This window comes from Pseudomonas sp. SDO5532_S415 (assembly GCF_054071155.1).
The window spans coordinates 1-11178 of record NZ_JBSVWS010000180.1 but is presented as its reverse complement, the minus strand read 5'-3'; the positions used below and the strand labels follow the sequence as shown (position 1 = coordinate 11178).

12 protein-coding genes are annotated in these 11178 nt (G+C 59.4%); 5 read left to right on the top strand and 7 right to left on the bottom strand.

What is annotated here, in order from left to right; translation table 11 throughout:
- The first annotated feature begins 543 nt into the window (after positions 1-543).
- Positions 544-858 carry a hypothetical protein gene (locus ACW9HW_RS25830; RefSeq protein ID WP_457402109.1) on the top strand — a complete coding sequence of 105 codons (315 nt, stop codon included), beginning with the start codon at positions 544-546 and terminating at the stop codon, positions 856-858.
- 133 nt (positions 859-991) lie between these two features.
- On the opposite strand, the gene ACW9HW_RS25825 is transcribed toward ACW9HW_RS25830, so the two are convergent.
- Genes ACW9HW_RS25825 through ACW9HW_RS25815 form a run of 3 tightly spaced genes read right to left on the bottom strand, consistent with a single transcriptional unit; the run spans position 992 to position 4452 of the window.
- Positions 992-1900, bottom strand: a complete 909-nt coding sequence (locus tag ACW9HW_RS25825; RefSeq protein WP_095192869.1) for a helix-turn-helix domain-containing protein — start codon at positions 1898-1900, stop codon at positions 992-994.
- A complete protein-coding gene (locus ACW9HW_RS25820) occupies positions 1897-3315 on the bottom strand; it encodes an aminotransferase (protein WP_457402107.1) in 1419 nt (472 codons plus the stop codon). The genes ACW9HW_RS25825 and ACW9HW_RS25820 overlap by 4 nt, the downstream gene beginning before the upstream one ends.
- Positions 3316-3345: 30 nt before the next feature.
- Positions 3346-4452, bottom strand: a complete 1107-nt coding sequence (locus ACW9HW_RS25815; protein WP_457402105.1) for a polyamine ABC transporter substrate-binding protein — start codon at positions 4450-4452, stop codon at positions 3346-3348.
- Positions 4453-4669: 217 nt separating this feature from the next.
- On the opposite strand from ACW9HW_RS25815, the gene ACW9HW_RS25810 reads away from it, so the two are divergent.
- Both ACW9HW_RS25810 and ACW9HW_RS25805 read left to right on the top strand, forming a co-directional pair.
- Positions 4670-5452, top strand: coding sequence for an enoyl-CoA hydratase (locus tag ACW9HW_RS25810; RefSeq protein ID WP_457402110.1), 783 nt, complete (start codon positions 4670-4672; stop codon positions 5450-5452).
- Positions 5449-6630 carry an acetyl-CoA C-acyltransferase family protein gene (locus ACW9HW_RS25805; RefSeq protein WP_457402103.1) on the top strand — a complete coding sequence of 394 codons (1182 nt, stop codon included), beginning with the start codon at positions 5449-5451 and terminating at the stop codon, positions 6628-6630. The genes ACW9HW_RS25810 and ACW9HW_RS25805 overlap by 4 nt, the downstream gene beginning before the upstream one ends.
- 180 nt (positions 6631-6810) lie before the next feature.
- On the opposite strand, the gene ACW9HW_RS25800 is transcribed toward ACW9HW_RS25805, so the two are convergent.
- Complete coding sequence (locus tag ACW9HW_RS25800) at positions 6811-7704, bottom strand: LysR substrate-binding domain-containing protein (protein ID WP_457402102.1); 894 nt, start codon at positions 7702-7704, stop codon at positions 6811-6813.
- A gap of 94 nt (positions 7705-7798) precedes the next feature.
- On the opposite strand from ACW9HW_RS25800, the gene ACW9HW_RS25795 reads away from it, so the two are divergent.
- Both ACW9HW_RS25795 and ACW9HW_RS25790 read left to right on the top strand, forming a co-directional pair.
- Positions 7799-8212: an ester cyclase gene (locus ACW9HW_RS25795; RefSeq protein ID WP_095192874.1), complete on the top strand. Its 414-nt coding sequence runs from the start codon at positions 7799-7801 to the stop codon at positions 8210-8212.
- Between the two features lie 49 nt (positions 8213-8261).
- Positions 8262-8390 (top strand): hypothetical protein, encoded by a 129-nt coding sequence (locus ACW9HW_RS25790; protein WP_256590118.1) that lies wholly within the window; start codon positions 8262-8264, stop codon positions 8388-8390.
- Between the two features lie 53 nt (positions 8391-8443).
- On the opposite strand, the gene ACW9HW_RS25785 is transcribed toward ACW9HW_RS25790, so the two are convergent.
- The 3 genes from ACW9HW_RS25785 to ACW9HW_RS25775 form a co-directional block, all read right to left on the bottom strand.
- Complete coding sequence (locus tag ACW9HW_RS25785; protein ID WP_457402100.1) at positions 8444-9994, bottom strand: diflavin oxidoreductase; 1551 nt, start codon at positions 9992-9994, stop codon at positions 8444-8446.
- Positions 9995-10000: 6 nt separating this feature from the next.
- Positions 10001-10420 carry a PAS domain-containing protein gene (locus tag ACW9HW_RS25780; protein ID WP_095192876.1) on the bottom strand — a complete coding sequence of 140 codons (420 nt, stop codon included), beginning with the start codon at positions 10418-10420 and terminating at the stop codon, positions 10001-10003.
- A gap of 192 nt (positions 10421-10612) precedes the next feature.
- Positions 10613-10963 carry a hypothetical protein gene (locus tag ACW9HW_RS25775; RefSeq protein WP_095192877.1) on the bottom strand — a complete coding sequence of 117 codons (351 nt, stop codon included), beginning with the start codon at positions 10961-10963 and terminating at the stop codon, positions 10613-10615.
- Between the last annotated feature and the right edge of the window lie 215 nt (positions 10964-11178).

The window sequence follows — 11178 nt, the reverse complement described above, 5'->3', positions numbered from 1 at the left end:
TTACTCGCGAAGTCTTTGTTTCAGTCAACCCCATTTTACCTGACACACCGCTTTCGCGAGCAGCCTCGCTCCCACAGTGGTTGAGGTGGTCCGGGTGTCAATTGGCGTAGGACATTTCTGTTTTTCCTAGCCCCCGGCCATGCCCGTTGTGCCTCACCCACAACTCACTTCCCCCATTTTGCGGATGTAACTTCCACACGTCCTAGGACATTTCCGGGCAAGGTCTTCGGAGATTTCCTTCGAAATGTGGCGATTTGCGTGAACTGGTTTGAAAGGTGCTCAATCGATAGTCTTTGGTGGTCACTGAAATTCAGTGGTGGGGTGTAGGAACCTCCAGAATCTGAAAGCGCTCAGGCGCCATTGCCTGATTTGCGGCCGTTCAAATGCGTCCGTAAGATCAGCCGCGGTGGCCATGTACGGGCACGCTTCGGCGTGGTCGAGAGGTGCTCTCAGATCTCGATTTCCTACCCCGTACATGGCTGCCACCCAGGCCCGTAGGAAAGGCCTTTGGCAGCTCCATTTTCTAAATGAGAGCTCGAAAGCATGAAATCCATTCATCCTGATCCCCCCTACGAAAAACCAACCCCTCACCCTGACAACCGCTTCATGGCACTCACCAGCAATTGCAGTGAAATGCCCACCCTCTTCGTCGACACCCACGCACCGCTCGACGTCCTGATGGACGCCGCCAACTATCGAATCCGCGCCGTCACCCAGGTACTGGAAAACCTTTCAATGCGCGGCTCGATCGAGTGCGAATCCTTCATCCTCAGCGACTTTTCATTGCTCTGCGCCATCCCGTTGCGCGATGGCTGTGATGTGCTGGATGTGGTCGGGCGACGGTTGCGGGCGCGCTGACCAGCCCTGTTGGAGACCCCTTGTGGGAGCGAGCCTGCTCGCGAAGGCGTAGTGTCAGGCGATGAGTTATCGACAGATACACCGCTTTCGCGAGCAGGCTCGCTCCCACAGGGTGATGGGTTGTGTCAGGCCATCAATGCCCGCGCAACCACTCGATAAACAACGCAAACAACTCCGACTGCGAACCCACTTCCAGCTTCAGGTACAGATTCTTGCGGTGCATGCGCACGGTTTCCGGGGAGATGTTCATCTGGCTGGCGGTGGATTTCACCGAGTGCCCCCGCAAAACCATGTGCGCCACTTCCCGCTCGCGTTCGGTGAGCAGGTCACTGCCGAAATGCTCGAACGCCGATTGCACGCGTAGCTTGAGATCATCACGCAGGCCTTGTTCGTGATTGCACTGGACCTCGCCATTGCGCAGCAGGCCACGCCGGCTGAATTCGCTGACGAACTCACGCACCAGCGGTTCGACGGCGCGCAGCAGGTTCAGTTGATCGACCCGCAGGCATTCACCGCCGAAACCTTGATAGAGGCTGACGGAGATCTTGGTGTCGTTGCCCGTATCGACGATGTAGTAGCTGTCTTCCGAACAACCCGCATTCAGGTAGTAAGCCTTGTAATAGTCACTGTCGAAGAAGTTGTCCGGGGCGATTTCTTCCAGGTGATAGAAGCCTTGCGCCAACCCCTGCTCCACCGCCAGGCAGAACGGGTCGAGCAAGTAGCCCCCGGCAAAGTAGCGCTCGAGAATCGAGACCTGATATTCCTGGGCAATCCCGCGCTGATACAACAGCTGGGGCGCACGGTCTTTGCGTTCCAGGCTGATCATCATCGATTCGATGGACACCAGCTGTGCCAACGCCGACGCCAGGTATTGCAGGGCGTCGGGCTCATCGATATGGGCGAATGCCTCGCGCATGCCCCCATGCCATTTGTGCAATGCCCCGAAGGGCATCGCGACCAGCGTTTCGTCGTTTGGATTGCTCATGACCCGCAGTCTAGCGGGTGAACAGGCCCTTGGTAACAACCTGACCGATGAAGTCATTGGCCGAAATACTGGCCGCTCGCCTCAAGCTCGGCCGCCACGTCCAGAATGCACTGGCGCAGGATGTCGACGATTTCGTCGACCTGTGCATAAGTCAGGATCAGCGGCGGCGACATCACGTTGAGGTGCATGATCGGCCGCACCAGCAAGCCTCTGGCCTGGGCACGCACATGGATTTTCTCACCGATGTTGATCTCATCGGCGAACAACGCCTTGGTGCGTTTGTCGGCGACGAACTCCACGCACGCCATCAGTTTCAGGCAGCGAACATCGCCCACCAGTGGCAGTTCCCGCAGCGTGGCCAGGCGCTGTTCCAGGTAGCCGCCGACGTCGTCGACATGGGCCAGCAGGTGTTCCCGTTCGATGATCTCGATGTTCTTCAACGCCGCCGTGCAGCACACCGGATGACCGCTGTAGGTGAAGCCGTGGGTGAAGCAGCGGCCCTGGCCCGGCTCGGCGATGACCTTCCAGATACGGTCGGAAAAGATGCACGCACCCAGCGGCAAGTACGCAGAGGTCAGGCCCTTGGCGGTGGTGATGATGTCGGGCTGCACGTCGAACACATCTTTTGATGCGAAGAACTTGCCCAGCCGGCCGAACGAAGTGACCACCTCGTCGGCGACGAACAGGATGTCGTAGCGCTGGCAGACTTCCCACATGCGCTTGAGGTAGCCCTTGGGTGGAATGATCACCCCGCCCGAGCCCATCACTGGCTCGGCGAAGAACCCGGCCACATTGTCCGCGCCAATCGACAGGATTTTGTCTTCAAACTCCCTGACCAGGAATTCGAGGAACTGCGCCTCGTCCATGCCATCCGGCGCGCGATACGGATTGGGATTGGACACGTGGTGGATCAGCGGGTTGGCATAATCGAACTCCGGCACACGGTCGGCGGCCTTGTTGCCGATCGACATGGTCAGCGTGGTCGAGCCGTGATAGGCGTTGAAACGGGCGATGACGTGCTTCTTTTCAGGCAGGCCACGGCAGTTCTGGTAGTACTGGATCAGCCTGTACGCGGTGTCCACGGCGGTCGAGCCGCCTGTGGTCAGGAACACATGGTCGAGGTCGCCGGGGGCCAGGCTGGCGAGTTTTTCGCACAACTGGATGGCGACGTTGTTCGACATGTCGGAAAACGGATTCGAATAAGCCAGTTGCCGTACCTGATCGGCGATGGCCAGGGCCATTTCCTCACGACCCAAACCAATGTTGGTGCACCACATGCCGCCGACAGCATCGAGGAAGCGATTGCCCTCAGTGTCGTAAATGTACGCGCCGTCACCGGCCACAATGTTCAGCGAACCCTGCTCACTGTGTTCATCGAACACGTGATAACCATGCATGTGATGGGCCTTGTCGGCCTTGACCAGTGCGGACTCTTCGGCTTTCGAGAACACTTTCTTGATTGGGGTAACCATACAAAAACCTCAAACTGAACAATTGAACGATCAAATCCCGCTCTTCACCGTGCTCCAGACCCGCGTGATGGCGCGCATGTCTTTCGCGTCCTGGGTTTTCTGCGGGAACAGCCGTTGACGAATGTCTGCATCGGGATAAATCGCCGGGTTATCGCGCACGCTGGCATTGAGCAGAGGCGTTGCGGCCGCGTTGCTGTTGGCGTAGTTGATGTAATCGCTCACATCGGCCATCACCTGGGGTTGCATCAGGTACTCGAGAAACTTGTGGGCGTTGGCAACGTGCGGCGCGTCGGCCGGGATGTACAGGTTGTCGAACCAGATCAGCGAGCCTTCCTTGGGAATGAAATAGGCCAGGTTGATCTGTTTCTTCGCCTCTTCGGCACGGGCCATGGCGGTGGCGTAATCGCCGGACCAGGTCATGGCCAGGCACACATCACCGTTGGGCAGGCTGGTCAGGTAATTGACCGAATCGAATTTGCGAATGTACGGCCGGACCGACAACAGCAATTCCTGGGCAGCCTTGAGGTCCGCCGGCGCGGCACTGCGCGGGTCGCGGCCGAGGTACTTCAGGGCCATGGGAATGACTTCGGTAGGCGCATCGAGCAGGGTGACACCGCAGTCGGCAAACTTCGAAACGATCTTCGGATCGAAAATCATCGCCAGCGAACCGATTGGCGCGTCCGGCATGCGTTCCTTGATCTTGTCGACGTTGTAGGTGACCCCGTTGCTGCCCCAGGTGTAGGGCGCCGAGTACGCAATTCCGGGGTCAAAACCCTGCAAGTCCTGCAAGACTTTCGGGTCCAGATTGCTCCAGCCCGGCAGCAACTTTTTATCCAGCGGCTGGAACACCTTGGCCTGGATCAGCGGTGGTGCGAGGGACGCATTCAAGACGATCAGGTCATACCCGGAGTGACCGGTCAGCAGCTTGGCCTGCACGGTTTCATAGGCATCGAAGGTGTCGTAGATCACTTTGATCCCGGTGTCCCTCTCGAAATTCGCAAGGGTTTTTTCACCGATGTAATCCGCCCAGTTGTACAGCCTGAGGGTTTTGGCATCGTTCACATCGGCGGCGTGAGCGTGCAGGGTCAGCGGAACAACAAACAGACTGGAAATCACCTTAAGCAGTGTCTTGCCCATAGCAAATGCACCTTATCAAGCGAGTTCGGCTCTGGATGAGCGGATGAACCTACTATTGGGCGATTCACCCGGCGGCACCATACCCCGAATGGGTGTGTACGCCGGCTTGAGCCACCACATGGCAAAAAACATCAGTCCGGTTGACCCGTTTTGTCATAGCTGCGGGGTTTGCCTGCCGCTTAAAGTGGCCGCCGAATCGACTTTGCAGGCGCCAGCCATGACCGACCTGATCAAACAAGAACACCACAATGGCGTGCTGACACTGACCATCGACCGCCCCGACAAGCTCAATGCGCTGACCAACGCCATGTACACGCGACTGGCCGACCTGCTGTTCGCCGCTGACGAGGACGAGGCGGTCCGCGTGGTGATCCTGACCGGTGGCCCGAACTGCTTTACCAGCGGCAACGACCTGGTGGATTTTCTGCAGGAGCCGCCGACTCACCTGGACAGCCCGGCCTTCCGCCTGATGCGCGCCGTGACCCACCTGCAAAAACCGCTGATCGCAGCGGTGTGTGGCGCGGCCATCGGCATCGGTACGACCTTGCTGCTGCATTGCGATCAGGTGCTGGTGACCCGCAACGCCAAGCTGCGCATGCCGTTCGTCAACCTGGGCCTGTGCCCGGAGTTCGGGGCCAGCCTGCTGTTGCCGCGCTTGCTCGGTCAGGCCCGCGCGGCGCGTCTGCTGTTGCTGGGCGAAGGCCTCAATGGCGATGACGCAGTGGCATGGGGCCTGGCCAACCAAGCATTCGACGACACCGTCCAATGCCTGGAAGCGGCGAACGAGATCGCCCGGCGCTTGCTGGCATTGCCCCGGGAATCCTTGCGCCAATCCCGGCAACTGATGAAACAGGCCGGCATGGCCGAACTGCAAGCCACCCTGCGCGAAGAAAACTCGCTGTTCATTCAGCGCCTGAACACCGACGAGGCGAAAACAGCCTTGAACGCCCTGCTCAATCGCAGTACAGATAAGAATCCACCGAAAGGAAACCAGCCATGAACACTCCCGAAATCTACGTCGTCAGCGCCGCCCGTACCGCCATCGGCACGTTTGGCGGTTCGCTCAAGGATGTGCCCCTGGCCGACCTGGCAACCACGGCCGTCAAGGCTGCCCTGGAACGTGCCGCCGTGGACCCGGCCCTCGTCGGTCATCTGGTGATGGGCAACGTGATCCCCACTGAATGCCGCGACGCCTACATCTCCCGCGTTGCCGCGATGAACGCCGGCATCCCGAAGGAAACTCCGGCCTACAACGTCAACCGCCTGTGCGGTTCCGGCCTGCAAGCCATCATCAGCGCGGCGCAGACGCTGCTGCTGGGCGATGCCGAGATCGCCATCGGTGCCGGTGCCGAATCCATGAGCCGCGGCCCGTACCTGCTGCCATCCGCCCGCTGGGGCTCGCGCATGGGCAATGTCCAGGCCGTCGACTACATGCTCGGCATCCTGCATGACCCGTTCCAGAACTTTCACATGGGCATCACCGCCGAGAACGTTGCCGCACGCAACGGCATCACCCGCGAAATGCAGGACGCCCTGGCCTTCGAAGACCAGAAACGCGCGGCCCATGCCATCGCCAATGGCTACTTCGCCGAACAGATCGCCACGGTTGAAATCCAGGATCGCAAGGGCACCAAGCTGTTCAACGTCGATGAACACCCTCGCGCCACCTCCCTGGAACAGCTGGCGCAAATGAAGCCGGCGTTCAAGAAGGACGGCTCGGTCACCGCCGGCAACGCCTCCGGTCTCAACGACGGCGCGGCGGCCCTGGTCATGGCGACCGGTGCGGCGGTTCAGGTCAACAACCTGCGCCCGTTGGCCCGCCTGGTCAGCTATGCCCATGCCGGTCTTGAACCGGAACTGATGGGCCTGGGGCCGGTTCCGGCCACGCGTATTGCGCTCAAGCGTGCCGGCCTGACCGTCGCCGACATGGACGTGATCGAAGCCAACATCGCCTTCGCCGCGCAGGCTTGTGCGGTCAGTCAGGAACTCGACCTCGATCCGGCCAAGGTCAACCCGAACGGCTCGGGCATCGCCCTGGGTCACCCGGTGGGCGCGACCGGCGCGATCATTGCCACCAAGGCCATCCACGAACTGCATCGCACCGGCGGGCGTTATGCGCTGGTGACCATGTGCATTGGTGGTGGCCAGGGGATTGCGGCGATTTTCGAGCGGGCTTGATAGCTCGGCTCATCTGCCAAACGAATAACCTGTGGCGAGGGAGCTTGCTCCCGCCGGGCTGCGAAGCGGCCCCCTGCGTGCTCCAGACGGACCGAATTGTCTGGTATTGCGACTGCTGCGCAGCCGAGCGGGAGCAAGCTCCCTCGCCACATGTGTTTGCCCTGAATAGGTAATAGCTTCTCAGGCCAACCCCGCCCCCGCCATCAATCCCTCAGTCAACAACGCCACCAACGGCTGCACCAGATGCTGCGTCCGCGGCTCATCACCAATCACCGCAACCTCCGTGGATGGCAACGTCGGCAGCTTCTGCGACGGCTCGATAATCCGCATGCCTTCCTGCAAAAACGACGTGCCAAGGGCCGTCACCCCAAGCCCGGCAGCCACCGCCGCCTGAACCCCGCCAAGGTTGCTCGCCAGGCACGCCGACGACCACTCCCTCTGCACCGAAGCCAGCGCCTCGACCATGATCGCGCGGTAACCGCAGGGTGGTCGCATCAACACCAGGCGCAAGGGGCGCGCCGCTTCGATCTGGTAATCCTTGGCCGCCATCCATACCAAGGGCTCCCGCCAGATCACCCGCCCCCGTTGCGCGCTCCCGCTCATCTTGCGCTTGGCGATGACCACATCCAGAAGCCCGGCTTCATGATCGGCCAGCAGGTCATTGCTCAGACCGGTGGTCAGCTCCAGTTCCAGGTCGGGATACAGCTTGTTGAAGCGCGACAGGAGCATGGGCAATTGCGTGGGCACCAGATTCTCGGAGATTCCCAGGCGCAGGGTGTTGACCGTCACCGGTGTCTTGATCCCGCGCATGAATTCATCAAAGTGCAGCAGCATTTTTCGTGCGCCGACCAGCACCCGCTCGCCATCCGCCGTCAATGTCAGGGTGCGACTGGTGCGTTCGAACACCCGCATGCCAAGAATTTCCTCCAGGCGGATGATCTTCTGGCTCACCGCCGATTGTGAACGGGCAATCACCTCGGCTGCAGCGGTGAAACTGCCGGTCTCCGCCACCGCGATAAACGCGCGGAGCAAATCGATTTCAAGATCGCCGGACTGCATGATGTATTCGCTCATCAACTGAATGCCATAAATATTATGCGTTCGACTTCTAGATAGCAAAACTCGAACATCCTCTACACCCGCGTTTTTCAGTGAGAGGAACACCACCATGTCAACCAACCATGCCGTTGAAATCGTCGAGCGCTTCTGGCGCGAAGTCTGGCAAGCCCGCGATCCGCAAGCCGCTGCCAGGTTCGTCGCCGAAGACTTCGTTATTACCTCGGGAGGTGTCGAAATCACAGGCCGTGAACAGTTCATCGAATGGATCGGCGTCTTCCTGTCGAAGATCGAAGACTTCCGGTTCGGCGCCATCGAAACCTTTCAGAACGCCGAAGGTAGCCGCGTCGCTTCACGCTGGAAGCTTTGCGGCAAGAACAAAGGGTTTGTCGGTGGACGCGCCTGCCTCACGCCTTTTGAAATGCTTGGCACGGCCGTCTGGGAAGTGCGACCCGACGGGCTGCTGCAGCACAACTGGGTTGAACGCAATTCCCTGGAAGTGCACCGCGACCTGATCGGCCTGTGAATGCCCCCTCGTGTTTAATAACTCGCCCTTTTACGCGTCAGAATTTTTCATGCACCGGATGGTCGTCATCGTGTTGCTCCTGCATGTCCTGACCCCGGCCCATGGCTCAAGGCCGCCGGAAATCGTCATGGACATCCGCAGCTGCCTGCTGCCATCGACGTTGTTGCGGGCACCCTAAAAAAAGACGGGCAGACGAGTTGCGGCTCGTCCGCCCGCCAAAACGGGAAAGCTTCAATAGAGTTCTTTGTGCACGCGATTGCTGGCAGACAGATCAGCGACGAAGACCTGCGCGTCCTCCTCACCGAGCTGGCCAAAGGTCATGGCAATGTTCAGCAATGCCTGCTCGATGGCTCGTTCCAGATTGCTTTTGTTGCCACACAGGTACAGATGCGCGCCCTGGCCGAGCAATGCCCACAGGTAGGCGCCGTGTTCGAGCATGGCGTCCTGCACGTAGTAGCGCGTGTCGGTGTCCCGGGAGAACGCCGTGATCACCTCGTCCAGCACGCCCTTGTTTTGCCAGTTTTCCAGGCGTGACTGGTAGAGGAAGTCCGATGCCCGGCGGCGGTCGCCGAAGATCAGGCAGGTTTGCACGGGGCTGTTTTGTTGCTCGATCTGCTCCAGCAGGGCGATCAACGGCGCGATGCCGGTCCCGGTGCCAATCAGGACGACCGGGTGTTCGACCTGTCGTGGCAGGTGAAAGCGCGGGTTGCTGCGGGCAAATACCCGGACCTCGGGGTGCAGCCCGGCAAGATGCCCGGTCGCGGTGCCGCTGCGCGAGCGGCCGGCCATTTCATAGGCGATTTCGCGAATGCACAGGTCGACGTAACCGGGGTTGTCGTGGGAGGCAATGGAATACGCTCGCGGCAGACAGTCGGGCAACCATTCGATCAAATCTTCCAGGCTCAAGTGCGCGGGCTCGCAAAAATCACCCAGCACGTCGAGTACATCCCTGCCGTACAGATAGGTCTCCAGTTCCTTGCGGTTGCTGACCTTCAACAGGGTTTTCAAGGTGTCGTGCCCGCTGACCCGGGCGATGTCGCGCAACAACGATTTGCCCAGTTGTCGCAGCTCCTTGCTCGCCAACAGCGTGCGAGCATCCTCGCGATCGAACCATTCACCTATCTGCGCCAGCAGTTGCGGATCGTTTTGCGCCAGGACATAGAGGTTGTCGCCAGCACGGTATTTGATGCCGCTGCCTTCGATGTCGAGGCGAATCTGCCAGGCATGAGGCGCCGTGGCGTTAAGCCGGGTGCGCGAGATCACCCGCGCGGGCCACGCCGCGTTTTCACCGTAGGCGGTGACTTGCAGGTTCAACGTGCTGCCGGCGCGCCGATCGCCCTTGAGTACCGCTTCCAGGGTGGCGCACCAGGCATCGAAAAAGCCATCGAAGTCGGTGTCCGCGTCCACCCGGTTGATCCAGGGTTTCGCCTGTTTTTGCAGCAGCGTGGCGTCCAGGCTTTTGGTAAAGCCGCAGAACGTCGGGTAAGCCGTGTCGCCCAGGCCGAAGATCGCATAGGGCTGGTCGGTCAGCTTTTCATGTGCGATCAGTTGATCCAGGAAGCGATCGGCATTGCCCGGCGGTTCGCCGTCGCCGAAGGAACTGCAAACAATGATCAACAGATCCCGCGGGGTCAGTGTGTCGAGCTTCAGGGAATTGAGATCCTGCACGGCCAATTCATACGGCTGCACACAGGGCAGACGCAACAAGCGCTGCGTCAGCCCGTGAGCATTGCCGGACTCAGAGCCATAACCGATCACGATGCGTTCGATTAACTCTGGCATGGCTGTTTACCTGTCGTAGTGTTCGTCGAATTGCTCCTTGGAAAACTCCAGTGCTTCGAAGTCACTCATCAGGTCATTGATCACACGGCGGATGCTGATGTATTCGACGATATTGCCCTGCTCGTCGAACAGCGGTTGCACGGTGGTGTCGACCACGTACAGGCCGCCGCCCTTGCCGACGTTGGGAATCACGCCGGTCCAGATCTCGCCTTTTTTGATGGTGTCCCACATCTGCTTGTACGTGCTCTTAGGCACGGAAGGATGACGAACCACACTGTGGGGTTGGCCCAGCAATTCCTCCTTGTTGTAACCGGTGAGCTTGCAGAACAGATCGTTGACGTAAGTGATGTTGCCTTGCAGGTCCGTGGTGGAAATCACCATGACGTTTTCCAGTGCGCTCAAGACTTTGGCGTTGATGGCTTGCATTGTGTTGCCCCTCGATTGATTGAAAGTTTTTTCAGCGAATTCAAATCTGGCCAACGCACGGCTCGGGCATTTATTTTTTAATCGTTATAAATCAGTCAATTAACTGATGGCGGTGCTGAGAAAAAAGAGGACCCGACCCATGAGCGGATCCTAAAAAGGAGTTCGTGGTTTACTTCAAAAGCAGCGACAGCTTCAGCTGTCCTGAGGCGCCAGGCGCGGACCTTTGCGAGTCACTTGCTGACCGGGCTCGAAGCGGGCATTGGGCGAACGCACGGTGCTGATTTCGCCCTGGGCGTCCTTCACCTCGTAAGCGGTTTCCGTGAGGCCGGCGGCTTCCTGTACCGAGCTGCCGGCAAAGAACCCGGCGCCAGCGCCGACCAATGCGCCTATCGGCCCGCCGACGGCGCCGAGCATCATGCCGGTCAGGGCACCGTAGCCTTTGCCGGCGGTGGTATCCGGCACTTCGCGGACGACTTGATCGGCCATGCACAGGGGGGAAAACAACAGGCAGAGCGTGAAGCTGAAGGGGATGGAACGGGACATGGCGAATTCCTGCTTCGGTTGCGTTGCCTGAAATACTTCACGAAGTGTGCCAATTTTTTAGTCGTTTATTTTCAGCCACTTATAACAATATGCAGTCTTAATGACCAATACAAAAAATTGTCATAAAGACATCTATAGAGTCATTATGACTGCAACAGTCAAGATCAAAAGATCGCAGCCTTCGGCAGCTCCTACAGGTGTACGCCGCCTGTGTA

Bases quoted from the DNA above. Each gene is read 5' to 3' on its own strand.
- ACW9HW_RS25830 (WP_457402109.1), top strand. From the start codon at position 544: ATGAAATCCATTCATCCTGATCCCCCCTACGAAAAACCAACCCCTCAC.
- ACW9HW_RS25825 (WP_095192869.1), bottom strand. From the start codon at position 1,900: ATGACTTCATCGGTCAGGTTGTTACCAAGGGCCTGTTCACCCGCTAGA.
- ACW9HW_RS25820 (WP_457402107.1), bottom strand. From the start codon at position 3,315: ATGGTTACCCCAATCAAGAAAGTGTTCTCGAAAGCCGAAGAGTCCGCA.
- ACW9HW_RS25815 (WP_457402105.1), bottom strand. From the start codon at position 4,452: ATGGGCAAGACACTGCTTAAGGTGATTTCCAGTCTGTTTGTTGTTCCG.
- ACW9HW_RS25810 (WP_457402110.1), top strand. From the start codon at position 4,670: ATGACCGACCTGATCAAACAAGAACACCACAATGGCGTGCTGACACTG.
- ACW9HW_RS25805 (WP_457402103.1), top strand. From the start codon at position 5,449: ATGAACACTCCCGAAATCTACGTCGTCAGCGCCGCCCGTACCGCCATC.
- ACW9HW_RS25800 (WP_457402102.1), bottom strand. From the start codon at position 7,704: ATGAGCGAATACATCATGCAGTCCGGCGATCTTGAAATCGATTTGCTC.
- ACW9HW_RS25795 (WP_095192874.1), top strand. From the start codon at position 7,799: ATGTCAACCAACCATGCCGTTGAAATCGTCGAGCGCTTCTGGCGCGAA.
- ACW9HW_RS25790 (WP_256590118.1), top strand. From the start codon at position 8,262: ATGCACCGGATGGTCGTCATCGTGTTGCTCCTGCATGTCCTGACCCCG.
- ACW9HW_RS25785 (WP_457402100.1), bottom strand. From the start codon at position 9,994: ATGCCAGAGTTAATCGAACGCATCGTGATCGGTTATGGCTCTGAGTCC.
- ACW9HW_RS25780 (WP_095192876.1), bottom strand. From the start codon at position 10,420: ATGCAAGCCATCAACGCCAAAGTCTTGAGCGCACTGGAAAACGTCATG.
- ACW9HW_RS25775 (WP_095192877.1), bottom strand. From the start codon at position 10,963: ATGTCCCGTTCCATCCCCTTCAGCTTCACGCTCTGCCTGTTGTTTTCC.